Consider the following 26,738-nt stretch of genomic DNA (forward strand, 5'->3'; position numbering starts at 1 on the left):
AAAATTTAAAAATTATTAACAATTAGGCTATTTTCTTTTTGTATTAATAAAAAAATAATATTTTCATTGAATAATTATCAACTAAACTGCGCTTCCCTTAGCAAATTAGTAACTTATTTATTAACCAATACCAAACACACGTATGAAACAAAAACTATTTTTGCTCATTTTTTTTATGAGTTTAAGCGTTGTTTTTGCACAAAACAACAATTTTTGGCAAAGACAAGCAAAAGCTAACATTTCAGATGTTAAAGAAAGTAGACGAAACTTACCTCAAGTACAAACTTACAGTTTAAATCTTCAAGGATTACAACAAGCCTTAATTAATGCACCAATTAGAGGTGAATTTTTAGGAAATTCAAATGTTATTATTTCTTTCCCTAATGCAGATGGTGAATTCGAGCAGTTTAGAATCATGGAAGCACCAGTAATGCACCCAGAATTACAAGAGAAATACCCAGGTATTAAGTCTTATGCAGGACAAGGAATTGATGACCCAACTTCAAGGATAAGATTTAGTGTTTCTCCACTAGGTTTACAAAGTATGAGGCTATCTGCAAATAAGCAAGCTTCTTTCATTGAGCCATATACTAATAACTTACAAAGTTATACTGTTTACAAAAGAGCAGATAAAATGGGAGATCTTGATGAATTTGAATGTGAGATTACTAATGCAGCATCTAAAACGATGGCCGGAAACAATGCGGCTTCAGCAATGAAAAATGCAGACGATGCTATTTTAAGAACATATAGATTAGCAGTTTCTACAACAGGAGAATATACTAATTACCATGGTGGTACGAAAGCACAAGCTTTGGCTGCTATTAATACAAGTATGACTAGAGTAAATGGTATTTTTGAGAACGAATTTAATGTTACTATGGTATTAATTGGTAATACTGATGACGTTATTTATACTAATTCAGGATCAGACCCTTATGGATCATCTGGACAGTGGAATAATCAATTACAATCAACTTTATCAAGTGTAATTGGAGAGTCTAATTATGATATAGGTCATTTATTTGCTCAAGGGTCAAATAATGGAAATGCTGGTTGTATAGGATGTGTATGTGTTAACAACCAAAAAGGAAGTGGATGGACTAATGCATCTGTTCCTGAAGGTGATTTTTTTGATGTTGATTATGTTGCTCATGAAATGGGACATCAATTTGGAGGAAATCATACTTGGACACATGGTGGTAATGAAGGAACTAATGCACAAATGGAACCAGGAAGTGGTTCTACAATTATGAGTTATGCAGGTATTACAGGTGCCACAGATGTACAGGCAAATGTAGATCCTTATTTTCATGCTAGGTCAATAGAGCAGATTACTAACTATATAAAAACAACAAGCTGTCAAACAAATACAAATACAGGAAATGCTGTTCCAACTGCTAACGCAGGTTCTAACTATACAATTCCTAAAGGAACACCTTTTGTTTTAGAAGGCTCAGGAACTGATGCTGATGCAGGAGATGTATTAACGTATTGTTGGGAGCAATATGATGAGAATAATGCATCAACAACATATCCAAGTGTAACTGCAACATCTGGAGTTGCATTTAGGTCTTATAATCCAACAACTGATACAAAGCGTTATTTCCCAAGATTATCTACAATTAAGTCTGGAGCTACTTCTTGGCAATGGGAAGCTGTTCCTAATGTAGCTAGAACATTAAACTTTAGATTAACAGTTAGAGATAATGTTGCAGGAGGTGCTAATAATAATAGTGATGATATGGTTGTTACTGTTAATGGTACTGCAGGACCTTTTGTAGTAAACTCACCAAATACAAATGTTACTTGGAACGCTGGAACAACGCAAACAGTTACTTGGAATGTGGCAGGAACTACTGGTAATGGTGTAAATGCAGCAAACGTTGATATTTATTTATCTACTGATGGAGGAGATACTTATACTATTGCTTTAGCTTCTGGAGTTCCAAATGATGGTTCGCATGACATTGTAGTACCAAATAATCAAGGAACACAAAATAGAGTAATGGTTAAAGGATCAAATAATATATTCTTTGACATTTCTAATACAAACTTTGAAATAGCTGGACAAGTAGTATGTAATGCTACAGTTCCAACAGGATTAGCAGCTTCAAATGTTGGAGCTGATTCTGCAACTTTAAGTTGGGATGCTGTACCAGGTGCTTCTTACGATTTACAATATAGAGAAGTAGGAGCTGGTTCTTGGACTACAAGCTCTGTTAATGGAATATCTTCAGGGCTTTCAGGATTATCACCTTTAACTCAGTATGAAGCTCAGGTAAGAAGTAAATGTCCAGATAATTCAACTTCTGCTTATAGTAGTGTTGTTACATTTACAACCACAGATGTTCAATTAAATTATTGTAATTCTGCAAGTACTAATATTAATGATGAATACATTGGTCGAGTACAATTAAATACTATTGATAATCCTTCTGGAGGTCAGTTTTATACAGATTTTACAAATATCTCAACAACGCTTACAAAAGATAGTCAATATACAATTACTGTAACTCCAACATGGACAGGAACTGTTTATAGCGAAGGTTATTCGGTGTGGATTGATTACAACAGAGATGGAGATTTTAGTGATGCTGGAGAACAGGTTTGGACACAATCACCAACACAAAGCACACCAGTTAGCGGTTCGTTTACTGTACCTTCTTCTGCTGTAGAAAACTCTACAAGAATGAGAGTTTCTATGAAGTATAATGCTGTACCTACAGAATGTGAGACTTTCACATATGGAGAGGTAGAAGACTATACAATTATTATTGAAGGATCAGGACCTGATACAATTGCACCAGTTATTACTTTAAATGGCGCTTCAACAATAAACTTAAATGTAGGAGATACCTATACAGAACAAGGTGCTACAGCAACAGATAATGTCGATGGAAACTTAACGTCTAGTATTGTTATTGGAGGAGATACAGTTAATGCTAATGTAGCAGGAACTTATGTAGTAACATACAATGTAAGTGATGCGGCAGGAAACGCAGCAACAGAGGTTACTAGAACTGTAAATGTAATTCCAGACACAACTGCACCAGTAATTACTTTAAATGGCGCTTCAACAATTAATTTAAATATTGGAGATACTTATACAGAGCAAGGTGCATCAGCAACAGATAATGTTGATGGAGATTTAACATCAAGTATTGTTATTGGAGGAGATACAGTTAATACCAATGCAGTTGGTACTTATGTGGTTACTTATAATGTAAGTGATGCAGCTGGAAATGCAGCAACAGAAGTTACAAGAACTGTAAATGTTGCTCCGGATACAACTGCACCAGTAATTACTTTAAATGGTGCTTCTGTCGTTGACTTAAATTTAGGAGATACTTATACCGAAGAAGGAGCTACAGCAACAGACAATGTTGATGGAGATTTAACATCAAGCATTGTTATTGGAGGAGACACAGTTAATACCAATGCAGTTGGTACTTATGTGGTAACTTACAACGTAAGTGATGCAGCAGGAAATGCAGCAACAGAAGTTATTAGAACTGTAAATGTAAGTGATGTCCCTACTGGTCCAACTATATTAAATGAAGGTTACTTTGAGACAGGATGGGATGGATGGTCTGATGGTGGAAGTGATTGTGCTAGAAGAGCTGATGCAGCAAGATCTTACGAAGGTAATTATTCTATTAGAATAAGAGATAATTCTGGAACTGCTTCTGCAATGACATTAAGCAATGTTGATATCACTCCTTACTCTCAAGTTGAGGTTGATTTTTACTTTTATGTACATAGTATGGAAAACAATGAAGATTTCTGGTTGAGATATTATAATGGATCTTCTTGGTCAACAATAGCGACATGGACAAGAGGTGTTAATATTAATAACGGAACGTTTTATAATGCAACAGTTACTTTAACTCAAGCTCAATATACTTTTGCTACTAATTCTGGATTTAGATTCCAAAATGATGCATCTGGTAATAATGATCAAATATTTATTGATCAAGTTACAATTACGGGTACTAATTCATCTAAAGGAACTGTGAATAATTTAGTTGCAGTTGGTTCAGTAATTAGTTCTGAGGAAGGATTTGAAGAAGACTTCTTATTGCATCCAAATCCAGTTAAAGGTAATGTTGTTAATATAAAATTACCTGATTCTAATGCTTTTACTTATAGAATTATGAATATGATGGGACAAACAATATTGAAAGGTGAGTCTCAAGGACAAATAAATGTAAGTTCATTAAAATCTGGTATGTACTTCATCGAAATTAATGATGGAGAAGAAATAATGACTAAAAAGTTTATTAGGAGGTAAGCTTTAAAATAAATTTGTTTAAAAGTCCAGATATATTTTATCTGGACTTTTTTGTTTTTAATTGTGCTTTGGTTGTGAGTGTTTTGCGCGGTTTATTGTATGGTAAAAGATAAATAGTTATGTTTAAAAATGCATTTCATCGGATTTTTATGTATTTCATGGATGTTTTTTAAATATTTATTATATATTAGCGGCAATATTTTTCAAGTTTATATTAATTAACCCTAAATCTAATGAGAAAAATTACCCTACTATTAGTAGCTATAGTATGCTCACTAACTATATCTGCACAAAAGCAGACTAACCTTGAAAGAGCAAATGCTTTACTAGAAACCCAAGGAGAATTAACCTTTACTTTTCAAGTTGAAAATAATGAAGATGTAGAACAATACACTAGAAATTTATCACTTGTAAATTATGACCCAGCGACTAAAACTGTTAAGGCCTGGGCTAACGAAAAACAATTTAGAAGGTTTCAGGATCTTAACATAACGTTTCAAGTTCCTATGAGTGAAAACAAAGTTGATGAGTCAGTTATATATGATGTAAGACCATTAGCTAGTAGATCTAGTATGTCTACTTTGAGTTTTCCAGTAAGTTCATATCCTACTTATGCAGAATATGCACAGCAAATGCAAGATTTTGAAGATGATTATCCTGCTTTAGTTGATATGTTTAGTATTGGAAGTACTGGACAAGGTGATAAAGAATTGTTATTTGTAAAGATTTCTGATAACGTAGCAACTGATGAGCAAGAACCTAAGTTAATGCTAACCTCTTCGATGCATGGAGATGAGATTGCAGGTTACCCAATGATGTTAAGTTTAATTAACTACATTCTTACTGTGTATGCTGATACCAATCATGCTGACCACTTGAGAGTAAAGAACTTAGTGGAAAATACAGAAATTTGGATTAACCCAAGTGCTAACCCAGATGGAACATATCACAACAGTGCTACAAATACTTCAGTTGCACAAGCACGACGTGGAAATGGAAACAATATTGACCTTAATAGAAATTATCCTGATAATGTAGCTGGAGCTCATTATGATGGTGAAGTATACCAAACAGAAACCTTAGCCTTTATGGCGTTAGCTGATGCAAACGATTTTGTAATTTCTGCTAACTTTCATGGAGGTACAGAGTTAGTTAACTATCCTTTTGATAATGCACGCACAAATGAATATACGCATGCTGATACAGATTGGTATGAATATATTGGTGTTGAATATGCTACTCATTGTCAGACTGATGCGAATGCTGGAACTTCATCAACACCAGCTTATAATAATAAAGCTTCGTATATGACTGATGATGATGATTGGGACAATCCAGGAGGTTTATATCCTAATAATTATATACAAAGTCCTGGTGTAACACATGGTGCAGAATGGTATCGTGTTTATGGAGGAAGGCAAGATTATATGAATTTCTACCAACATTGTAGAGAAATAACGATTGAGCTTTCTGATACTAAAATTTTACCTGAAAGTTCATTAGTAAGTTACTGGTATTATAATAGAGATGCGTTGTTAGACTTTTTAACACAAGGGACTTATGGATTTAGAGGTCTTGTAAAAGATGCTAATACTACTAATGTCATTGAAGATGTTAAGGTAACTGTAGTGGGTCATGATGCTTATGGTTCAGAGGTTTATACCGATAATCATGGAGCATACTACAGGCCTATTAAAGGAGGTACATATAGCTTAACATTTGAAGCGCCATGTTATCAAACTTATACATTAAACAATCAAACTATTACAGATTATCAAACATTATCTTTATCAGATATTTTATTAACACCTCTTACAGCTACACCACCAACTGGTTTAGCAGCTTCTGGAGTAGGTGCTACTAATGCAACAATAGATTGGGATGCTACAGGAACAAGTTATGACTTACGATATAGAGTAGTTGGGGCGCCAACTTGGACAGAAGTTACAGGATTAACAACTAATACACATCCATTAACAAGCTTATCTATAAGTACTCAATATGAAGTTCAAATTTTAGGGTATTGTAACGCAAATAGTTCTGCATACAGTAGTTCAGTTAACTTTACAACAACTGCTATTAATTATTGTACTGCTACAAGTTCAGATTCAAGTTATGAATGGGTGTCTAGAGTACAGTTAAATGCTAATGATTTAGATAATTCAACAGGAGGTACTAATTATTCAGATTTTACAAGTAACCCAAGCGCTAATGAAACTACTACATTAACACAAAATCAAAATTATACAATAACACTTACACCTTGGTGGAGTGGAACAGTGTATGCTGAACGCTATAAAGTATGGATTGATTTTAATAGAGATGGAGACTTTGAAGATGCTGGAGAAGAAGTGCTTTCTCAAACAACTAATAATTCAGTAAGTAATGGAGTTACTGTATCGCAAAGTTTTACAGTGCCAAGTAATATTACTTTTGGAACAACTAGAATGAGAGTTATAATGAAAGATGGTAATATTAGTGGACCATGTATTTCATATACTTATGGAGAAGTAGAAGATTATGCTATCGATTTAACATATGATGGATTAATGTACTCTAGTAGTACTTGGTTTCCAAGTGCGCCTAATGGTACAACAGGAGCGTCTAATGTATTGATTTTAGATGGTAATTATAATATATCAACAGATGTAGCTGTAAATGATATAGAAGTAGGTGTAAATGGATCTATGACAGTATCTAGAACAGGATCATTAACAGTAAACGGAAACCTGACTGGAAATAATAATGTTACACTAGAATCAGATTCTAATGAGTATTCTAGTTTATTAGTTACAGGAAGTGTAACAGGTAATGTTGAGTATCAAAGACATGCAAATATTACAGGTAGTACAGGAGGAAATGACTTAATTGCGCCTCCGGTTTCTGGACAAGTATTTACAGATTTCTTAACTGATAATGCAAACATTGTTAGTAATGCAGGTAATACACTATACTTATTTGGACCTTTTGATAAAGCATCTGGTAGTTATTTACTATATGCAAATACTGAATCTAGTACTTTAGATTTAGGAACAGGGTATAGAGCAGCTTCAACTGATAATGGCAATTTTAATTTTACAGGAAGTGTAAATACTGGAAATGTAAATGTAGGAATTCTTAATTCTGGTCCTTCATTTCAATTATGGAATTTAGTAGGAAATCCATATCCTTCTTATATAAAATTAGCAGATTTCTTAACAGATAACACAGGTCAATTTGATTCTGAAAAAATTGCTGTATACGGTTATGATGGTGATGCTTCAAATGGATGGGTTATTTGGAATAAAGCTTATTCAGATGCTAACCCTAATACATTGATTACTCCAGGACAAGGTTTCTTTGTTGCTTCAAAAGCAGGAGGGGGAACAGTTTCTTTTACACCAAGTATGAGAAGTATTGGAACAGGAGATGACTTTATTAGTGGTCGTAGTTCAAATAATGCTAATAACATTTCTCACCTTAAAATAAAGGTTGAAAATAGTTCAAGTTTATATAACACAGATTTTTATTTCACTGATAATGCTACTTTAGGTTTAGATCTTGGATATGACGCAGGTGTATATGGAAATTCTGCTCCAGCGTTCTCAATTTACTCTCACTTAGTACAAGATAATACAGGAGTAGATATGGCTATACAATCGGTAGGAAATACAGATTTAGATAACAATGTAATTATTCCATTAGGTGTAAATGCTGCTCAAGGAGAGCAAATAACTATTAGTAAGGTTGAATCTACATTAGCAGCTAACGTGCAAGTGTATTTAGAAGATAATGTTGCAAGCACAACGACGTCATTAAATTCTGGAGATTATGTAATTACTCCTAATACAGCCTTATCAGGAACTGGACGTTTTTATTTAAGATTTGAATCAGACACACTATCTGAAGAAGAAAGTGAGTTAAACGGATTGCAAATCTTTAATACAGCGAATCCAAAAGTATTACATATTAAAGGTTTAATTACCGAAGCTTCAACAATTAGTGTTTATGACATTTTAGGTCGAGATATTTTAACTCAAGACTTAAGTACAAATGTAAATTCTCAAGAAGTTAATATTAGCAATTTAGGTATAGGAACTTATATTGTTGAAATTAGTAATGACTTTGGAACAAGAACTAAGAAAATAATAGTAATGGAGTAAGCATACTATTTTTAAATATAGAAAAGGCAGTTTGTTAATTTCAAACTGCCTTTTTTATATATGTAAAATTTCGTCATCTATAAGAAGTTCATTACCTCTTAATCTAAGAAGAATTTGAGCAACAGCAATGGTGTCTTTTTCGCAATAAGTAATAATTCTGTCTATAGCATTTTCTTCATAAAATACGCTGTAAACTTCACTACCATCAATGTCATCTTTAGGCGATGGAATACCTAACACGTTGGTAAGTAGTTTTAAAGAAGTATAAGTTTTATAATCTCCAAACTTCCATAGTTCTAAGGTGTCTAGATGAGGTACTTCCCATGGTTTTTTACCAAATAGGTTTAGTTTGTAAGGAAGCGTGATATTATTAATAATCATTCGTCTTGCTATATACGGAAAGTCAAACTCTTTTCCATTATGAGCACATAGCAAATGTTTGGCTTGACTAAAATGAGAAATAAGCAAGTTTTTAAAATCTTTAAGTAGTTTGATTTCATCTCCATAAAAAGACGTTACTCTAAAGTTTCTAATATCTCCTTGAAATGAAAAATAACCCACCGAAATACATACAATTTTACCAAACTCTGCCCAAATACCTGCACGTTCATAAAATTCCTCAGCAGTATAGTCGTCTTTACGTTGGTATTGAGACTTAAGTTCCCAAAGTTCTTGTTTTGCAGTATTTAAATCAGAAAAGTGCTGGGTTTCAGGTACAGTTTCTATGTCTAGAAAAAGAATGTTCTCTAAATTGAGTTTTGAAATCATTTTGTAAGAAATTGTTTCTTATAAAACTAAGGAAATAAAACGTAAAACAAAACACTACTTACTGTTTTTCAGCATTTTATAAGCTTCTTCAATGTAGATTGAAATATCATTAGTGTAAGTGCCAATGCCTGCATCAGCAGATTTTTGATGCCCTAACCTAACAATAATCACATTGTCTTCTGGTTGTACAATAACATATTGACCTAAATGACCACGCATCATAAAAAAATCTTTTCCGTTTTGTTGTTTTAACCACCAACCATATCCATATTCTGGACTTGCTTTAAAGCGAGGTGTAATAGATTTGGCAACAAAAGTAGAATCTAGTATTTGCTGTCCATTCCATTTACCATGATCTTTATACAGTTTTCCAAATCGAGCAAAATCTTTAGCGTTACTAGCAATACAACAGTAAGCTTTTACTAAATCGTGTCCTTCACTATCTACTTGCCACAGTGTTTCGTTTTCTGCTCCAAGAGGTTTCCAGAAACTTTCTGTAAAATAATCGTATAGTTTTTTACCAGTTGCTTTTTCAATAACCATAGCTAACATTTGAGTGTCGCCACTAGCGTATTTAAAAGCTTTTCCAGGTTCATCGATAACTTTTAGACCTAACATTACTTTTTCTAGATCGTCATCAAAATAAGCTCTGGTAGTAATTGATAGAGGAGAGTAGTAAGCTTCATCCCAATTGGTTCCAGATGCCATTGACGATAGATCACCAACAGTCATTTTTGCTGCTAAACCATCACTAAATTCAGGTAAAAAGTCACTAACAGGTTGGTCTAAACTTTTTATATAACCATCCATAATGGCTTTTCCCATAAGTCCCGAAACATAGCTTTTTGCCATCGAAAACGAGTTAGACTTTGAGTTTTCATTAAAATCGTCGTAATATTTTTCAAACCAAATGCTGTCATTTTTAATAATAACATAAGCAATGGTTCCTAAAGCTTCATTGGTAGTTTTTAGCTTATCTGTTATTTCAGCTTTATTATAGTCAACATGATTTTCCCAAGGTTGAGGTGTACCTTTCGCTATGGATTGATTATCAAATTCTTTATAATCTTCTAAATAAGCAGTGGTATGTCCTTTTAAATAAATAGTTCTAACAGCTTTTATAAGATAATCTGTATCTGTTGCATATAATATCACTATTAGTAATCCAAAAAGAATTACAACCCATTTAAGAAGCTTTTTTAAGAATTTCATTATAACTTTATTTTAATAACGATTAAAGTTATTAAAATAGCATTTAAGAAACTATTTTACTTTCGATTTTCGCTTTCTTTTTTCTTTGTAGAATGCTTTATCTGCGATATAAATTGTTTTTTCAATTTGTGTAAACACAATACCTTCCTTGTTTATAATATCAAGGGATTTGACGAGATTAAATTCACCGTCTTCAAGTACTCTTTGTTTAATATTTTTAATTTCTTCTGAGGAAAAATTAAATTCTGCAAAGACATCTTCTTTTGCTGGTCGCTTAAAACGTATTTGCGATGCTTTATCCCAAACAACATAATCCTCTTTTAATATATTAATCAGTTGAATCATATAAATAGGATCGGTTGCCGAAAATAAGCTGCCACCAAAAATGGATCCTACATAATTCTTGTTTTTGATGCTTAGAGGGATTTTTATTTTGACGCGTAATAAGTCTTCAGAAACTTCAATAACTTTTCCAGTTGACCTTCTATACATTGGCGACAAATTGAAGCCATATTTAAAAATTTGTTGATCAGAAAGGAAGTTTCTTAATATTTTGGTAAGTGTTTGGTACATGTTTTAAAACAGTGATTGCTGTTTATATGGACTTTCGTGGTTTAAAAGCCACTGTTTTCTGCTCAAACCTCCAGCGTATCCCGTTAAACTACCATCGGTTCCTATAACACGATGACAAGGAATGATAATCCATAAAGGATTTTTCCCATTAGCACTAGCAGCAGCTCTAATAACTTTTACGTCTCCTAATTGTTTCGCTAAGTCTAAATATGAAATGGTTTTTCCATAAGGAATAGTACTTAATTGCTCCCAAACACGTTTTTGAAAATCTGTTCCTTGAGGGTTTAAGTTGAGGTTAAATTGTTGTCTAGTACCATTAAAATACTCTTGAAGTTGATAAACACAATCCTCTAAAATTTCAGGTATCACTGAAGTAATTTCTGCTAAATCATTATTTAAAACAGTAACTGATGATATACCATCAACATTACCGCAAATTTTAGCGATTCCTAGAGGTGTGTTTATGTATGCTTCCTCATTCATTTGCATTTTGACTTTTACCTTCCTCTATAAGTCCTAAGCGTTTAGCACGTGCTTCCCAGCTTTTTCTTGCTAACATTTGTAAATCTGCTACATTATCGCTTTCGTCCATAATTTCTATACCTAAAAGTGTTTCAATTACATCTTCCATAGTAACCAAACCACTAACCGAACCATACTCATCTACAACCAAAGCCATGTGGTTTTTATTGTGAACTAATTGATCCAAAAGTTGTTGGATGGGAAGGTTACGATTGGTAACTATAATATCGCGTTTTACTTCTGCTAATTTTTTATGACCATTATGGTTGGCCATTTCTTTATAAACATCGTCTTTTAAAACAAGTCCAATAATATTGTCTGATGAATCTTTATATACTGGAATTCTAGAAAATCTTAAGGTTTGATTTTCATTAAAAAATTCTTCAACAGTCATATTCTCATCAGCACTTTTCATAACAGTTCTAGGTGTCATGATATCTTTAGCTAATACATCTTTAAAGGCAAGCATGTTTTTAATGACCTTACTTTCGGATTCATGAAAAACACCTTCTTCATGAGCAATATCTGTCATAGCATGAAAATCTTCACGACTTAAAACGCTTCCATGATGCCCTTTACCTCCAATTAGTTTTGTTGTAAGTTGAAGTAACCACAAAATTCCTGTCCATTTTAATGGGAAAATTAAAACATGTAATGCTTTAGCTGTAAAATTTGCAAGTTGTTTCCAGTAAGTAGCACCAATAGTTTTAGGTATAATCTCTGAAGCCACTAAAATAAGAATAGTCATTATTGTTGACACAACACCAACCATAACATCTTCGGTGTAGTTAATGCCAAAAACTGTTTTTACTTCTGTTCCATACATTTCGGCATAAGCCACTTTAGCTTGTACACCAACCAAAATTGCACCCACTGTATGTGCGATAGTGTTAAGTGTTAAAATTGCGATTAAAGGTCTGTCAACATCTTTTTTAAGTGCTTCTAAAGCGTCTGCATAGGTTTTTCCTTCTTTCTTTTTAACATTGATAAAAGTAGGTGTAATACTAAGTAATACTGCTTCTAAAATAGAACACAAAAAGGAAAAGAATATGGAAATGATTCCATAAAATATAAGTAAGCTCATTAATTGTTTTTTGTTAAGCTAATTTAAGGAATTAAACGGTTAGTTAATAACCTTAATAAGATACTTGAAGATATTTCTAATTTCATCGTCATTTAAATTTGGAAATGGTATGCACTCCGCATTAAAAGTGTTCTCTCTTAATCGCTCTTCATTTCTTACAAATTTTAAAAAAGTCTCTAGATGATAATTTTTTATTTTGTTTTGAAGAAGAGGAGGGTCAATATTACCTGTTAATGGATGACAAGCTAAACAATTTGTATAAAATAATTGTTGACCTAATTCTTCTTTAATGCTTAAAGAGTCTTTTACTATTTCATTTTCTGTTAAAGGAAAATCTTTTGTGCCGCAAACTGAAACTGTATTGATTCTAATAATTAAATACAGAGCTAAAAGAATTACTAATGCAAAGATGAAAACAATTTTTTTCAAGTCTTAAGAAATCAATTTTACAATGTCTTTAGCAAAATAACTTGCTATAATATCTGCACCAGCACGTTTAAATGCCATGGTAGATTCTAGCATAATTTGGTCGTGATTTAACCATCCTTTTTCAGCAGCAGCTTTAATCATAGCATATTCACCACTTACTTGATATACAGCCACAGGAACATCAAATTCATTTTTTACTTCACGTACAATATCAAGGTAAGCCATTCCAGGTTTTACCATAACAATATCTGCACCTTCGTCAATATCCATTTCGGTTTCGCGAAGTGCTTCAAAACGGTTAGCATAGTCCATTTGGTAAGTCTTTTTGTCTTTTGGAACATCTACCATATCTACAGGAGCAGAGTCTAGAGCATCTCTAAAAGGACCATAAAAAGCAGAAGCATATTTAGCAGAATAGCTCATTATTCCAGTATCGATAAAACCTTCGTCCTCTAAAGCTTCACGTATAGTTAAAATACGCCCATCCATCATATCACTTGGTGCTACAAAGTCAGCTCCAGCTTGCGCATGTGAAATACTCATGTCTGCTAATACTTCAGCAGTTTCATCATTAATAATTTTGCCATTTTCAATAATTCCATCATGTCCATAAGCCGAATATGGATCTAAAGCAACATCAGTCATAACCAACATATGTGGACATGCATTTTTTACGGTTTTTATAGCACGTTGCATTAATCCATTAGGGTTTAAAGCTTCAGTACCTTTGTTATCTTTTAAATTATCAGGGACTTTTACAAATAGCAATACCGATTTTAATCCAAGCTTCCAAAGTTCTTTAACTTCATTTTCTAGTAAGTCTAGACTATATCTGTAATAATTAGGCATAGATGCAATTTCTTCTTTTACACCTTTACCTTCAACCACAAATAATGGTACTAAAAAATCGTTTGGAGAAATTATAGTTTCTCTAACTAAGCTTCGTATAGCTTGGTTTTGTCTTAATCGTCTATTTCTTTTTAATGGAAACATAATAACTGTTATTTATATCCTATTTCTTCTGTTAAAGCTACTTTACTTTTAGCAAAATGACCAATTCCGAAAGCAATTTCTTTTCCTTCTTCATTTTGTAATATACTTTCGGCGATAAATAGGTTTTTAGATTTAAATTTTACTCTGCCAACTGCAGTGATCACACCTTTATTGGCTGGTCTTATAAGGTTTATATTAAAATTTGTTGTTAAAACAAATACATCTTTAACAATAGAATTTACAGCAAAAAATGCCGCATCATCTAATAATTTAAAATAAACTGAGCCATGAATTGCTCCTAAAGCATGAAAATATTTAGGCTCAATAGTTAGTTTAATCTCAGCAAATTCTTCTTCAACTCTAATTTCTGTACTTTGGTAAATTTCTTTATTGAAATTTGCACCAAGATACATGTTTTCTAATTTTTTGAAGTGAGACATTATACCCAGTTTTTAGGTTGTTTTAGTACTGCCAAAAGTTTCTCTTCGTCACTGCCTTCTTCAGGATGATGGTCATAAACCCATTGTACATGAGGAGGCAAGCTCATTAATATACTTTCAATTCTTCCGTTTGTTTTTAAACCAAATAAAGTACCTTTATCGTGTACTAAATTGAATTCAACATAACGTCCTCGACGTATTTCTTGCCAGTTTCTTTGTGCTTGTGTGTATGGTAAATCTTTTCTTTTTTCGACAATTGGTACGTAAGCTTCAAGGAAACTATTACCAACTTCGGTAACAAAATTATACCAATTTTCCATGGACATATTTTCTGAAGCTTTACAGTAATCAAAAAATAAACCACCTACACCTCTGGCTTCATTGCGATGTGTGTTATGAAAATATTCATCACAACGTGCTTTATAGTTTGGATAAAATGCTGTGTCGTGCTTATCGCAAGCAATTTTACAAGTTTGATGAAAATGAACAGCATCTTCTTCAAATAAATAGTAAGGCGTTAAATCTTGTCCGCCACCAAACCAACTGTCTACAATAGTTTCATCTGCATCATACATTTCAAAATAACGCCAATTTGCATGAACAGTAGGTACCATTGGGCTTTTTGGGTGTAATACTAAACTTAAACCACAAGCAAAAAAATCAACATCTCCAACTTTAAAGTAAGCTTGCATTGATTTTGGAAGTTTACCATGAACTGCTGAAATATTTACACCACCTTTTTCAAAGACATTCCCATTTTCGATAACACGAGTACGACCGCCACCTCCTTCGGGACGTTTCCATAGGTCTTGTTGAAATTTGGCTTTTCCATCAATTGCCTCTAAAGAAGATGTAATGGTATCTTGTAAATCTTGTATGTATTGATAAAATTTATCTTTCATAGTTTTTTAAATCATTGATTTATTGCAGTAAGTTGATTTTTCAAAGTCTCTAATATTAATTGCAACAAATGGAATGTTGGAAAACATTTTATTTAAAACGGTTACAATTTCCTTTGACAAATTTGCTTTTTGTTCGGTAGTTCTACCTTCCATAATATTTGCAAATACATGAATAAAATCTTCTTGTTTTCCTCCTACAAGATAGTTTTCGTTGAAAGGGTTTAATCTTACTTTTATATCTGATTCTTCAAAAAGACCTGTTTTTGTAGCAGCTTTATGAACGCTTTCTAGAATATCTTTAGGTTGCTGAATTTCAAATATGGTACTTGAACAATCTATTACAAAATGTGGCATAATATGATTATTTATATAATTCGTATAACTCCATGTCAAGAGGACTTTCTCCTGGTGGTGTATATTTATTTTTTAATGTTTCTTGCCAAATAAAATGGTTTTTTTTGGCAACTTGAACACTTGATAAGTTGTTTTTATGAACGATTATTTGAAGCGTATTAAGTCCTAAGTTTTCAAAAGCATGTTTAGAAAGTGCTTTTATACTTTTACTTGTAATGCCTTTTCCTTCGAAAGGATAGCCAATAGCGTAAGCAAATTCACCTTGCTTTTTTTTCCAGTCTAGTTCTTTAATATAAACGAGTCCAACTAAAGCGTTTGAATTTTGTTCTTTTATGGTAAATAGAAATTCTTCGTTTAATCGAAATTGAGTTGTTTTCTTTTTAGTGAAATAAGAGGCTAAATCTGGAGTTAAATTTTGAGCTAAGGTCTTTGGGAAATAACGTTTTAAGCGATCTTCGTTTGCTACAGCAAAATCGCAAAGTTTCCAAGCGTCTTTTTCTTGAATAGGATGTATGTTATATGTGTCAAAAGTTGCTACCAAACTTATACAATATCTTTATTAGAATCGAGCAATTCAATGGTTTTAGTTGAGGCAGCAGTTACAGATAAAGGTAACACTAAAATTACACCAATTATAGGAATTAATAAAATTGCAAGAAAACCAAGACCATTGCCAATGGCTGTGCCTCGGTTTTTTCTAACAAAAGACAAACTTTCGTTATACTTTAAATGACGTTCTAAGGTGTAATCCATATTACCAAACCCAGCATAATAAGCTTGAACCACAAATATTAGTAAAGATGTAAACCATCCAATTACTGGGATTAATCCAACCATAAAAATTAAAATGGTTAGCATTAACTCCATGCCTAAATTTCTAACATTTATACGAATACCTCTCCATAATTGTTGTTGAAAAGAAGTGTTTCTATGGGTGTGTTTTTCACCTAAGAGATGTAATTCTATTTTTTCGGAAACAGCACTCATAAAAGGTGCTGATAAAGCCATTATTATATGCTTAAATAAAATTAATCCTAAAGCAAGAATAAGTAAACCACTAAAAACTTCTACTATGGCTGAAAAAGTGTTTTTTCCCCATTCCCAAATCCAAACTTTAGAGATGAAGGTTCCTAAATTATCGGAAAAACCATACGCAGAAACTCCAATTATTATAGCAGTAACTATGCTAATAATAATTGGTATTGCAAAAAACTTCCAGAGCTTAAGCTTGGATATTAGAGCAAAAGCTCCAAAATAGGCTTGTATGCTCTTAAAAACAGCTTTAAGCATTATATTCTTTTACAGCATCTATAAATGCTTTGGCGTTGTCTAAAGGAATATTAGGTAAAATACCATGACCTAAGTTTACAATGTATTTATCCTTACCAAAAGCATCAATCATTTGGTGAACCATTTTCTTGATTTCGGCAGGAGGAGATAACAACCTAGAAGGGTCAAAATTACCTTGTAATGTAATGTTTCCACCTGTTAAATAACGTGCGTTTTCAGGAGAACATGTCCAATCTACTCCTAATGCAGATGCATTACTTTTTGCCATTTCACCTAAAGCAAACCAACAGCCTTTACCAAATGCGATTACAGGTGCATCATCTTTTAATGCTTCAATAATTTGGTTAATGTATTGCCATGAGAACTCCTGATAATCGGTTGGAGAAAGCATACCTCCCCAAGAATCAAAAACTTGTACAGCATTTACACCTGCTTTTACTTTTTCTTTAAGATAAGCAATAGTAGTATCTGTGATTTTTTGTAGTAATTGATGAGCAGCAATAGGGTTTGTAAAACAAAGCTCTTTTGCTTTGTCAAAGTTTTTACTGCCTTGACCTTGTACCATATAACATAGTATTGTCCAAGGGGATCCAGCGAAACCTATTAAAGGGATTTCATCGTTTAATAATTCTTTTGTTGCTTTTATAGCTTGATATACATAATCAAGTTCAACGGTAACATCAGGAACAATTACATTGTCTACATCTTTTTGAGTGCGAATTGGATTTGGAAGGTAAGGTCCAAAATTTGGTTTCATTTGCACTTCTACATTCATTGCTTGCGGAATTACTAGAATATCGCTAAATAAAATAGCGGCATCCATTCCGTATCTTCTAATAGGTTGAACTGTGATTTCACTAGCAAGTTCTGGAGTACGACATCTTGTAAAGAAGTCGTATTTTTCTCTTATGGCTATAAATTCTGGTAAATAACGTCCAGCTTGACGCATCATCCACACTGGAGGACGTTGTACAGTTTCTCCTTTTAGTGCTCTTAAAAATAAATCGTTCTTAATCATAGTGTTTATGCGTTATGCTTTTTGAATGTAATTTAAATTAACTAGTTCTATAACACTTTCTACTGTAGGTACTTTTGCTACTCTTACATCTTTAAAGTGTTTTCTAGCTTCTTTAGCAGTAGATTCTCCAATACAAAAAGCTATTTTGTCTGCTTTGTTTTGCAATATATAACTCTGTACCGTTGAAGGGCTATAAAACATTGCACCTTCTGCGTTTTCGTCAATTTTTATAGCATCGTATTTTGTGCTATAAGCCTCTACTTCATTAACAGTTATATTGTTTTGAGTTAATATGTTTGGTAAATCGTCTAACCTTAAATCGCTACAGAAGTAAGTTACTTCGTTACCTTCTATGTTATCTACTAAATATTCAGCTAAACTTTTAGCGTTTTTCTCAGCGTGTTTTACTTTACCAATTTTACTTTCAATTAAGCGTTTTGTGCGTCTACCCACACAATAAATGTTTTTAAATTGTAATTCTTCGGCTGGAAAATTAGTTACTAATGCTTCAACGCCATTTTTACTAGTGATAACTACATTTTCAATAGCTGTTTTTAGTATTTGTGGTTTAATGCGGTTAGTTGCAATTTTTATAAAATCTGTACTTTCTACTTTAATGTCTTCGTGAAATAATTCGTTTTGACTTGGTGTCAGTTTTTTGGTTGAATAAACATTTACTGTTTTTTCTTCCTGTTTCAACTCATCCATTAAGCGTTTACCACCTTTATTAATGATAAACTCAGCACAATCTTTTGCTATAAATTTATGTCTTCCAAGTTTTTCTTGTCTTGATACTTCAATTTTTTTAGTACCATCTTTACTTAAAAGGACTCCTTTAAAATTAACTTCATTGTCCTTTATGTATGCATAAGCACCAATAGGAGCGGTACAACCACCTTCTAAAACATTTAAAAATTTACGTTCAATAGAAGTACATATTTCTGTTTCTTCATGGTTTAATTGTGCGCAAATTTCTAGGGTATCACTATCTTCTCCTAAGGCTGTAATCATAATTGCACCTTGAGCAGGCGCAGGAATCATCCAATCTAGATTAATACTATTCTTAGGAGTTAGTCCAATTCTACCAATTCCAGCAGCAGCAAAAATAGCTCCATTCCAATCGTTGTCTTCAAGTTTTTGTAAACGTGTATTTACGTTTCCTCTTAAATCAACCAAAGTATGTGTTGGAAATCTATTTAACCATTGTGCACGACGTCTTAAACTTCCAGTAGCAATAACTGCATTTCTTTGAGATAAAAACTCTTCGTTGTTTTTAAATACTAAAGTGTCTTTATTGTTGCCTCGTTTTAATACAGCTGCTTGTACAATACCTTTTGGTAATACAGTAGGTACATCTTTTAAAGAGTGTACAGCTATGTCTATATCATGATTAAGCATTGCTATATCAAGAGTTCTGGTGAAAATTCCAGTTATTCCTAATTCGTAAAGCGGTTTGTTTAAAACTAAATCTCCAGTTGCTTTTACAGGAACTAAAACAGTTTTATGACCTAAATCTTCTAGTTGTTTTTGTACAGTCTTAGCTTGCCATAGTGCTAATTCACTATCGCGCGTACCAATTCTAATTGTTTTAGACATTTTGTGAAGTTTCTAATTGAAACACTTTTTTAATAAGATCAAGACTCTCGTCTGTTGGAATATCGTCATCTTTTAAATGATGAGCGAAGTGATTTGTAATTTTTTGGATAATATTTTTACTTATTACTTCTGCTTGCGCTTCGTTAAAATCAGACATTTTTTTACGTTGTGTGTCTAGTTCTGAAGACGCGAAATTTTGCAGCTTAAGTTTTAGTGCTTTAATAGTAGGTGCAAACTTTCTTGTTTCTAACCACTGATTGAATTCAATTTTTACTTCTTCAATAATAGTTTCAGCCAAAGGAATAAAAGCTTTACGTTTTTCAAGCGTTTCATCAGTCATTTGCGATAAGTAATCTAAATGTACTAACGTTACATTTCCTAAATCAGTTACATTGTCATCTACATTTTTAGGAATTGAAAGATCTAGAATTAAAAGTGGCTTATCATTTTGAATTAATAGTTTATCTACTGTAGGGTTTTGTGCACCAGTTGCAACTATTAAAATATCTGTATTATTTATTTCTTCTTGTAATTGCGCATAGTCTTTAACTAACACATTAAACTTACCAGCAACTTTTTCTGCTTTATCTTTTGTGCGGTTAATTAAAGTTATGTGTTCGTTTTTTGTATGCTTAATTAAATTTTCACAAGTATTTCTTCCAATTTTTCCAGTACCAAAAAGTAAAATGTTTTTGTTAGAGATATCTTCAACATTTTTCATAATGTATTGTACTGAAGCAAAAGAAACTGAGGTTGCGCCAGAAGATAATTCAGTTTCATTTTTTATACGCTTACTTGCTTGAATTACACAGTTTAATAAGCGTTCGATAAATGGGTTAAGTAAACCGTGTTTTTTAGAAACTCTGGCACTGTTCTTTATTTGACTAATAATTTCAAAATCACCAAGAATTTGACTGTCTAAACCAGAGCCAACTCTAAATACATGAGATATTGCTTCTCTATTTTTGTAAACGTAAGCTACTTGTTGAAACTCTTCAACTGTACCTTTAGTATTGTCACAAAGTAGTTTAATAAGTTCAAATGGGTGGTGAGCAAAACCATAAATTTCAGTCCTGTTACATGTAGATGTAACGACTAAACTTTCTACACCATAAGACTTGGCTTGTTGAATTAAATTTAACTTAGAAGCTTCATCTAAGCTAAAATGCCCACGCACTTTTGCATCGGCTTTTTTATAACTTAATCCTATTACATAGAAATAAGTACCTCTTGATATATTGTATTGCTCCATTAACCTGACTTGGATTTGCTAAACAAAAATATAGAGCAAGGTCATTAAAAAAATAACGCTAAAAGAACTTTAATTGTCGTTTGTGGTTTTTTTAAGTCTTTTTTTAATATTTTATGATTTATGTCATATTTTAGCGCTAAAAATAAGGGTTTTCAAGCTTTTAATCTAGAATGAATCTAAATAAGAAAGATAATTTACACAAACATGGCGAGGATAAAAATGTCGCTAAAGGTTCTTTTGATGAAACTTTAATTGATGAAGGGTTTGTTATTTTAACACATCAAAACGATTCAAATGAAATACAAATCATTGAAAAAGATGTAGATAGTAGTTTTATTCAATTCCATTTTGGGATAAAAGGATTGTCTAAGTTTCAATTCAATAATGGTAGGTATGTTTTAAATATTAATGAAGAAAGTTCATTATTATTATACAACCCAAAAAGAGATTTACCAATTCATTTAGAAGTAGATCAAAACTCATGGTTAGTCTCAATTTTAATATCTATTAAAGAGTTTCATGGCTTATTTTCGCATGAAGCAGAATACATTACTTTTTTAAGTGAGGGGAATCAAGACAAGAAATATTATAAAGATGGAAAAATAACACCATCGATGGCAGTTGTGTTGAACCAATTAGTGAGTTACAATTTAAATCCATCAATAAAAGAACTTTATTTTAAAGCTAAAGGGTATGAATTGTTAAGTTTGTACTTTAATAGAAGTCAAGATGCAGATGTAGAGCAATGTCCATTTTTAGTTGATGAAACTAATGTTATAAAAATTAGAAAAGCAAAAGATATTATCATCTCTAGAATGGCTGAGCCACCTACATTGCAGCAATTAGCAGATGAAATTGGCTTGAGTTTAAAAAAGCTAAAAGAAGGGTTTAAACAAATATATGGTGATTCTGTTTTTAGTTTTTTATTTGATTACAAAATGGAAGTTGCAAGAAAGCTTCTTGAAACTGGAGATCATAATGTTAATGAAGTAGGTTTTAAGGTAGGATATAGTACAGCAAGCCATTTTATTGCTGCATTCAAGAAAAAATATGGTACAACACCAAAAAAATATATACAATCAAAAAATTGAGAAATCAATTTATTAGCACAAGAATAAATTAATGAAAGGGGTTTTATTAGTAAACTTAGGGTCACCAGATAGTCCAGATCCAAAAGATGTAAAAAAGTATTTAGGCGAGTTTTTAATGGATGAACGTGTGATTGATGTTCCATTATGGGCAAGATCACTAATTGTTAAAGGAATTATATTAAATACAAGACCCAAGGCTTCGGCAGAGGCTTATCAAAAAATATGGTGGGAAGAAGGCTCTCCATTAATTGTTATTTCTGAAAGATTAAAAGAGAAAGTTCAATCACAGGTTGATATTCCTGTTGCGCTAGCAATGCGTTATGGTAGCATGACAATAAAAAAAGGCATCCAAGAATTAGTAGATAAAGGTGTCAAGCAAATATTTTTAATACCATTATACCCTCAATTTGCAATGGCAACAACTGAAACTATTTTAGTGCTTGCCGAAGAAATAAGAAAAGAACACTTCCCAGATATTGATATTAAAGATTTACCAGCATTTTATAATGATGAAGATTATATAAATGTACTTAGTGATTCTATCAAATCTGGTTTAGAAGGAAAAACATACGACCATTTATTGTTTTCATATCATGGTGTTCCAGAAAGACATATTAGAAAACGAGACATTACTAAATCACATTGTAAGATTGATGGGTCTTGTTGTGCAACACCCTCAAAAGCCCATGAATTTTGTTATAGACACCAATGTTTAGAGGTGACACGATTGGTAGCAAAAACACTTCAGTTAAAAGAGGGGACTTATTCAACATCTTTTCAATCTAGATTAGGATTCGATCCATGGTTACAACCATATACAGATAGAACTATTGAAAATTTAGGTAAAGAAGGTGTCAAAAATATGGCTATTGTAACACCTGCATTTGTTAGTGATTGTTTAGAAACCCTTGAAGAAATTGCTATGGAAGGTCAGGAGATTTTTCATGAAGTTGGAGGAAAAGAATTCACAACGATACCATGTTTAAACGATGATCAACCTTGGGTAGATTTGCTAGCAAAATGGATTAAAAACTGGAGTAACTAGTAAAGCTTTTAGTTTAAACTAACACAGTTGTTTAGGTTTTATTAAATCCTTACTTTTAACTACATAACTAAACCAAAAATTCATGCGATTATCATTATTAGTAATGGCAATGCTATTGTCTATAGCAAACATTACAACCTTAGATGCTCAAAATATTAATGAAGATTTATACTCGGGATTAGAATATAGATTGTTAGGACCTTTTAGAGGAGGTCGAAGTGCAGCGGTAACAGGAGTTCCTAACCAACCTAATCTATTTTATTTTGGAGCAACTGGAGGAGGAATATGGAAAACTACTAATGGAGGACGTGAATGGGAAAATATTTCTGATGGATATTTTGGAGGTAGTATAGGTTCAATATCTGTATCAAAAAGTGATCCTAATGTAATTTATGTAGGTGGAGGAGAAAAAACAGTTAGAGGAAATGTATCTTCTGGTTATGGAATATGGAAATCTGTTGATGCAGGAAAAACATGGTCTTCAGTAGGTTTAAAAAACTCACGTCATGTACCACGTATTGCAATTCATCCAACCAATTCTGATATTGTTTATGCTGGAGTTATGGGAAATATTTATAAACCAACTCAAGAAAGAGGTGTTTATAAAAGTATTGATGGTGGAAAAACATGGCGTAAAACATTATTTGCTAATGAACACGCAGGTGTTGTTGATTTAATTATCGATCCAACTAATCCAAGAATATTATACGCTTCAACTTGGAGAGTACAGCGTACACCTTACAGTTTAAGCTCTGGAGGAGAAGGTTCTATTTTATGGAAAAGTACAGATAGTGGTGAAACTTGGACGGAAATATCTACTAATAATGGATTTCCAACTGATACACTTGGAATTATTGGAGTAACAGTTTCTCCTGTAAATAATCAAAGAGTTTGGGCTATTGTAGAAAATAAAGATAAAGGAGGTTTATATAGAAGTGATGATGGTGGTGAAAATTGGACTTATGTAAATAGCGAGCGCAAAATACGTCAGAGAGCGTGGTATTACACAAGAGTATATGCTGATACTAAAGATGTTGATAAAGTATATGTTTTAAACGTAAGATATCATAAAAGTGTAGATGGTGGAAAAACTTTTAGTACTCATAATGCACCTCATGGAGACCATCACGATTTATGGATAGCACCAGAAAATCCTGATAGAATGGTTATTGGTGATGATGGTGGAGCGCAAGTAACTTATGATGGAGGTGAAACATGGAGTACATATCATAATCAACCTACATCTCAATTCTATCGCGTTACTACAGATAATCATTTTCCATATAGAATTTATGTAGCACAGCAAGATAATTCAACTATAAGAATTCCTCATAGAACTGATGGTTATAGTATTAGTGAAGGTGATTGGGAATCTACAGCAGGAGGAGAATCTGCTCATATTGCAGTAGATCCAAAAAATAATGATATTGTTTATGGTGGTAGTTACGATGGGTTTTTAACTCGTGTGAACCATGAAACAGGAACTGTAAGAGCTATTAATGTATGGCCAGATAATCCTATGGGTCATGGAGCAGAAGGTATGAAATATCGTTTCCAATGGAATTTTCCTATTATATTCTCTAAGCACAATCCTAATAGGCTATATACATTCTCACAACATGTTCATGTAACCGAAAATGAAGGTCAATCTTGGGATATTATTAGTCCTGATTTAACAAGAAACGATCCTGAAAAATTAAAATCATCAGGAGGACCAATTACGCAAGACAATACTTCAGTAGAATACTATTGTACCATTTTTGCTGCACAAGAATCACCTATCACAGAAGGACTACTTTGGGTAGGTAGTGATGATGGTTTAATTCATTTAACAAAAGATGGTGGTAAAAATTGGGAGAATGTAACTCCTAAAGGTATGCCAGAATGGATGATGATTAATAGCATAGAACCAAGTGCTTTTGATGCAGGAACTTGTTATGTGGCAGGAACAAAATATAAAACAGGTGATTTTACGCCATATTTATATAAAACAACAGATTATGGAAAGTCTTGGACAAAGATTACTAATGGTATAAATCCAGAACATTTTACAAGAGTTTTACGTGAAGATCCAAAACAAAAAGGGTTGCTTTATGCAGGAACCGAAACAGGAATGTATATTTCGTTTAATGATGGTAAAAATTGGAAGCCCTTTCAATTAAACTTACCAATTGTTCCTATTACTGATGCTACTATAAAAGACAACAATTTAATTGTTGCAACACAAGGACGTAGTTTATGGATTATAGATGATTTAAGTGTAATTCATCAATTATATAACTTAAATCAAGATGCCAATAACATTCTATTTAAGCCAAAAGATACTTATAGAATGAGAGGAGGAAGTAGAAAAGGGAGTAAGCTAACAGGAACTAATCATCCAAATGGTGTAATTACTAATTTTAATTTGAAAAATTATAGTGAAAAGGACGAGGTAGCTTTAACGTATTTTGATGCTAAAGGAGATACAATAAAAACGTTTAGTACTAGTAGCAAAAAGAATAAGTTAAAGGTTGAAAAAGGTGCTAACACCTTTGTTTGGAATATGACTTATGATGGTGCAGAAAGGTTAAAAGGTATGATTTTATGGTGGGCAAGTTTAAATGGTCCAAGAACTATTCCTGGAAATTATAAAGTAAGTTTAACAGTTAACGATGAAACCATATCACAGCCATTTACAATTTTGGCAGACCCTAGAGCAGAGAGCTCATTAGATGATATGAAAAAGCAATTTACTTTTATAAAGGAAGTAAATAAAACTATGGATGAAGCTCATAAATCCATTAAAAAAATTAGAAAGATAAATACACAGTTATCTGCTTTCGAAAAGCAATATAAAGGAAATGAAAGTGTAAAGGATTTATTAGATAAGGCTAAAGAGCTAAAAGAAAAGTTCACCGAAATTGAAGAAGCGCTTTATCAAACAAAAAATAGAAGTGGACAAGACCCATTAAATTTCCCAATTAGACTAACTAATAAGTTGGGCCACTTAAACTCTTTGGTAAGAATGGGTGATTTTGCACCAACCGATCAGGATGTAAAAGTTAAAGACGAATTGTCGGCTAAAATCAATGCGCAATTAAAAGAATTTAACGATTTAATTGATAATGAAATTAAAGCATTTAACGAAGCGTTTAACGCAAAACAACTTAATTACCTATTTATTGAAAATTAATGGAGTATTATAATTATATAAAGTCACTGCATCTCATTTTTGTAGTTACTTGGTTTGCTGGTTTATTTTACATTCCTAGATTATTTGTTTATCAAATAGAAGCATTTCATAAACCATCTCCTGAAAAGGAAATATTAGGGAAACAACTAAAACTTATGGCTAAACGTTTATGGTATATTATAACGTGGCCTTCAGCTGTATTAGCAACTATTTTTGCTATTTGGCTATTGTTTATTATTCCTGGTTGGTTAGAACAAGGATGGATGCATGTTAAATTGGTTTTTGTGGTATTATTGTTTTTATACCATTTTAAAACGCATCAAATCTACAATCAACTGCAAGTAGATAACGTGAAATATTCATCTAACTTTATGAGAATATGGAATGAAGGTGCTACTATAATTTTATTTGCAGTCGTATTTTTAGTAATATTAAAAGATACTGTTAACTGGATTTTTGGAGTTGTAGGTATTATTGGTTTAGGTATTTTTTTAATGTTAGGAATAAAACTTTATAAAAAGATTCGAGAAAAGAATCCAGAAGCATAGATATGGCGTG

The 26,738-nt window shown here is 32.4% G+C and carries 21 protein-coding genes; 6 read left to right on the forward strand and 15 right to left on the reverse strand.

The features are described from left to right. The first annotated feature begins 142 nt into the window (after positions 1-142). Together ACLII3_RS07010 and ACLII3_RS07015 are read left to right on the forward strand one after the other, a co-directional pair. Complete coding sequence (locus ACLII3_RS07010) at positions 143-4,294, forward strand: immunoglobulin-like domain-containing protein (protein ID WP_412987575.1); 4,152 nt, start codon at positions 143-145, stop codon at positions 4,292-4,294. 233 nt (positions 4,295-4,527) lie between these two features. Then, positions 4,528-8,436: a M14 family zinc carboxypeptidase gene (locus tag ACLII3_RS07015; RefSeq protein ID WP_412987577.1), complete on the forward strand. Its 3,909-nt coding sequence runs from the start codon at positions 4,528-4,530 to the stop codon at positions 8,434-8,436. A 54-nt stretch (positions 8,437-8,490) separates the two neighbouring features. On the opposite strand, the gene ACLII3_RS07020 is transcribed toward ACLII3_RS07015, so the two are convergent. The 15 genes from ACLII3_RS07020 to hemA are packed head-to-tail and all read right to left on the reverse strand — an operon-like array spanning position 8,491 to position 20,869. Then, the gene (locus ACLII3_RS07020; protein ID WP_412987578.1) at positions 8,491-9,204 is read right to left on the reverse strand and encodes a 3'-5' exonuclease; all 714 of its coding nucleotides are present in this window, start codon (positions 9,202-9,204) and stop codon (positions 8,491-8,493) included. A gap of 54 nt (positions 9,205-9,258) precedes the next feature. Continuing rightward, a complete protein-coding gene (locus ACLII3_RS07025; RefSeq protein WP_412987580.1) occupies positions 9,259-10,416 on the reverse strand; it encodes a serine hydrolase domain-containing protein in 1,158 nt (385 codons plus the stop codon). Positions 10,417-10,467: 51 nt separating this feature from the next. Beyond that, positions 10,468-10,989 carry a DUF4442 domain-containing protein gene (locus tag ACLII3_RS07030; RefSeq protein WP_412987582.1) on the reverse strand — a complete coding sequence of 174 codons (522 nt, stop codon included), beginning with the start codon at positions 10,987-10,989 and terminating at the stop codon, positions 10,468-10,470. A 3-nt stretch (positions 10,990-10,992) separates the two neighbouring features. After that, positions 10,993-11,472 (reverse strand): methylated-DNA--[protein]-cysteine S-methyltransferase, encoded by a 480-nt coding sequence (locus ACLII3_RS07035; RefSeq protein ID WP_412987584.1) that lies wholly within the window; start codon positions 11,470-11,472, stop codon positions 10,993-10,995. Then, entirely contained in the window at positions 11,465-12,595 is a 1,131-nt protein-coding gene (locus ACLII3_RS07040; protein ID WP_412987587.1) for a CNNM domain-containing protein, read from the reverse strand. The genes ACLII3_RS07035 and ACLII3_RS07040 overlap by 8 nt, the downstream gene beginning before the upstream one ends. Before the next feature lie 39 nt (positions 12,596-12,634). Then, positions 12,635-13,024, reverse strand: a complete 390-nt coding sequence (locus ACLII3_RS07045) for a c-type cytochrome (RefSeq protein WP_412987589.1) — start codon at positions 13,022-13,024, stop codon at positions 12,635-12,637. A 3-nt stretch (positions 13,025-13,027) separates the two neighbouring features. Continuing rightward, positions 13,028-14,017, reverse strand: a complete 990-nt coding sequence (gene hemB, locus ACLII3_RS07050) for a porphobilinogen synthase (protein ID WP_412987590.1) — start codon at positions 14,015-14,017, stop codon at positions 13,028-13,030. A gap of 8 nt (positions 14,018-14,025) precedes the next feature. Beyond that, positions 14,026-14,457 (reverse strand): PaaI family thioesterase, encoded by a 432-nt coding sequence (locus tag ACLII3_RS07055; protein ID WP_412987591.1) that lies wholly within the window; start codon positions 14,455-14,457, stop codon positions 14,026-14,028. Next, a complete protein-coding gene (gene hemF / locus ACLII3_RS07060) occupies positions 14,457-15,359 on the reverse strand; it encodes an oxygen-dependent coproporphyrinogen oxidase (RefSeq protein WP_412987593.1) in 903 nt (300 codons plus the stop codon). Before hemF ends, ACLII3_RS07055 begins: the two co-directional genes overlap by 1 nt. Positions 15,360-15,365: 6 nt before the next feature. Continuing rightward, positions 15,366-15,713 carry a 5-carboxymethyl-2-hydroxymuconate Delta-isomerase gene (locus ACLII3_RS07065; RefSeq protein WP_412987594.1) on the reverse strand — a complete coding sequence of 116 codons (348 nt, stop codon included), beginning with the start codon at positions 15,711-15,713 and terminating at the stop codon, positions 15,366-15,368. Between the two features lie 7 nt (positions 15,714-15,720). Next, on the reverse strand, positions 15,721-16,254 hold the full coding sequence (locus ACLII3_RS07070) for a GNAT family N-acetyltransferase (protein WP_412987596.1): 534 nt from the start codon (positions 16,252-16,254) through the stop codon (positions 15,721-15,723). A gap of 2 nt (positions 16,255-16,256) precedes the next feature. Beyond that, positions 16,257-17,003, reverse strand: coding sequence for an EI24 domain-containing protein (locus tag ACLII3_RS07075; protein ID WP_412987597.1), 747 nt, complete (start codon positions 17,001-17,003; stop codon positions 16,257-16,259). Next, positions 16,996-18,021 carry a uroporphyrinogen decarboxylase gene (hemE, locus tag ACLII3_RS07080; protein WP_412987599.1) on the reverse strand — a complete coding sequence of 342 codons (1,026 nt, stop codon included), beginning with the start codon at positions 18,019-18,021 and terminating at the stop codon, positions 16,996-16,998. The genes ACLII3_RS07075 and hemE overlap by 8 nt, the downstream gene beginning before the upstream one ends. Before the next feature lie 12 nt (positions 18,022-18,033). Further along, positions 18,034-19,617: a hydroxymethylbilane synthase gene (hemC, locus tag ACLII3_RS07085; protein WP_412987601.1), complete on the reverse strand. Its 1,584-nt coding sequence runs from the start codon at positions 19,615-19,617 to the stop codon at positions 18,034-18,036. Beyond that, on the reverse strand, positions 19,610-20,869 hold the full coding sequence (gene hemA, locus ACLII3_RS07090; protein WP_412987603.1) for a glutamyl-tRNA reductase: 1,260 nt from the start codon (positions 20,867-20,869) through the stop codon (positions 19,610-19,612). Before hemA ends, hemC begins: the two co-directional genes overlap by 8 nt. A gap of 170 nt (positions 20,870-21,039) precedes the next feature. On the opposite strand from hemA, the gene ACLII3_RS07095 reads away from it, so the two are divergent. The 4 genes from ACLII3_RS07095 (at position 21,040) to ACLII3_RS07110 (ending at position 26,728) form a co-directional block, all read left to right on the forward strand. Further along, complete coding sequence (locus tag ACLII3_RS07095) at positions 21,040-21,960, forward strand: helix-turn-helix transcriptional regulator (RefSeq protein WP_412987605.1); 921 nt, start codon at positions 21,040-21,042, stop codon at positions 21,958-21,960. A gap of 31 nt (positions 21,961-21,991) precedes the next feature. Continuing rightward, complete coding sequence (gene hemH / locus ACLII3_RS07100) at positions 21,992-23,005, forward strand: ferrochelatase (protein WP_412987607.1); 1,014 nt, start codon at positions 21,992-21,994, stop codon at positions 23,003-23,005. Positions 23,006-23,114: 109 nt separating this feature from the next. After that, positions 23,115-26,180 (forward strand): VPS10 domain-containing protein, encoded by a 3,066-nt coding sequence (locus ACLII3_RS07105; RefSeq protein ID WP_412987902.1) that lies wholly within the window; start codon positions 23,115-23,117, stop codon positions 26,178-26,180. After that, positions 26,180-26,728 carry a CopD family protein gene (locus ACLII3_RS07110; RefSeq protein ID WP_412987609.1) on the forward strand — a complete coding sequence of 183 codons (549 nt, stop codon included), beginning with the start codon at positions 26,180-26,182 and terminating at the stop codon, positions 26,726-26,728. The genes ACLII3_RS07105 and ACLII3_RS07110 overlap by 1 nt, the downstream gene beginning before the upstream one ends. Positions 26,729-26,738 lie beyond the last annotated feature (10 nt).

This window comes from Pontimicrobium sp. IMCC45349 (assembly GCF_047219225.1).
Taxonomy (GTDB): Bacteria; Bacteroidota; Bacteroidia; order Flavobacteriales; family Flavobacteriaceae; genus IMCC45349.

Coding starts and splice junctions, on each gene's coding strand:
- ACLII3_RS07075 (WP_412987597.1), bottom strand. CDS start 17,003: ATGCTTAAAGCTGTTTTTAAGAGCATACAAGCCTATTTTGGAGCTTTT.
- ACLII3_RS07020 (WP_412987578.1), bottom strand. CDS start 9,204: ATGATTTCAAAACTCAATTTAGAGAACATTCTTTTTCTAGACATAGAA.
- ACLII3_RS07015 (WP_412987577.1), top strand. CDS start 4,528: ATGAGAAAAATTACCCTACTATTAGTAGCTATAGTATGCTCACTAACT.
- hemB (WP_412987590.1), bottom strand. CDS start 14,017: ATGTTTCCATTAAAAAGAAATAGACGATTAAGACAAAACCAAGCTATA.
- hemC (WP_412987601.1), bottom strand. CDS start 19,617: ATGTCTAAAACAATTAGAATTGGTACGCGCGATAGTGAATTAGCACTA.
- ACLII3_RS07110 (WP_412987609.1), top strand. CDS start 26,180: ATGGAGTATTATAATTATATAAAGTCACTGCATCTCATTTTTGTAGTT.
- hemF (WP_412987593.1), bottom strand. CDS start 15,359: ATGAAAGATAAATTTTATCAATACATACAAGATTTACAAGATACCATT.
- ACLII3_RS07035 (WP_412987584.1), bottom strand. CDS start 11,472: ATGAATGAGGAAGCATACATAAACACACCTCTAGGAATCGCTAAAATT.
- hemE (WP_412987599.1), bottom strand. CDS start 18,021: ATGATTAAGAACGATTTATTTTTAAGAGCACTAAAAGGAGAAACTGTA.
- ACLII3_RS07030 (WP_412987582.1), bottom strand. CDS start 10,989: ATGTACCAAACACTTACCAAAATATTAAGAAACTTCCTTTCTGATCAA.
- hemH (WP_412987607.1), top strand. CDS start 21,992: ATGAAAGGGGTTTTATTAGTAAACTTAGGGTCACCAGATAGTCCAGAT.
- ACLII3_RS07055 (WP_412987591.1), bottom strand. CDS start 14,457: ATGTCTCACTTCAAAAAATTAGAAAACATGTATCTTGGTGCAAATTTC.
- hemA (WP_412987603.1), bottom strand. CDS start 20,869: ATGGAGCAATACAATATATCAAGAGGTACTTATTTCTATGTAATAGGA.
- ACLII3_RS07105 (WP_412987902.1), top strand. CDS start 23,115: ATGCTATTGTCTATAGCAAACATTACAACCTTAGATGCTCAAAATATT.
- ACLII3_RS07025 (WP_412987580.1), bottom strand. CDS start 10,416: ATGAAATTCTTAAAAAAGCTTCTTAAATGGGTTGTAATTCTTTTTGGA.
- ACLII3_RS07065 (WP_412987594.1), bottom strand. CDS start 15,713: ATGCCACATTTTGTAATAGATTGTTCAAGTACCATATTTGAAATTCAG.
- ACLII3_RS07095 (WP_412987605.1), top strand. CDS start 21,040: ATGAATCTAAATAAGAAAGATAATTTACACAAACATGGCGAGGATAAA.
- ACLII3_RS07010 (WP_412987575.1), top strand. CDS start 143: ATGAAACAAAAACTATTTTTGCTCATTTTTTTTATGAGTTTAAGCGTT.
- ACLII3_RS07040 (WP_412987587.1), bottom strand. CDS start 12,595: ATGAGCTTACTTATATTTTATGGAATCATTTCCATATTCTTTTCCTTT.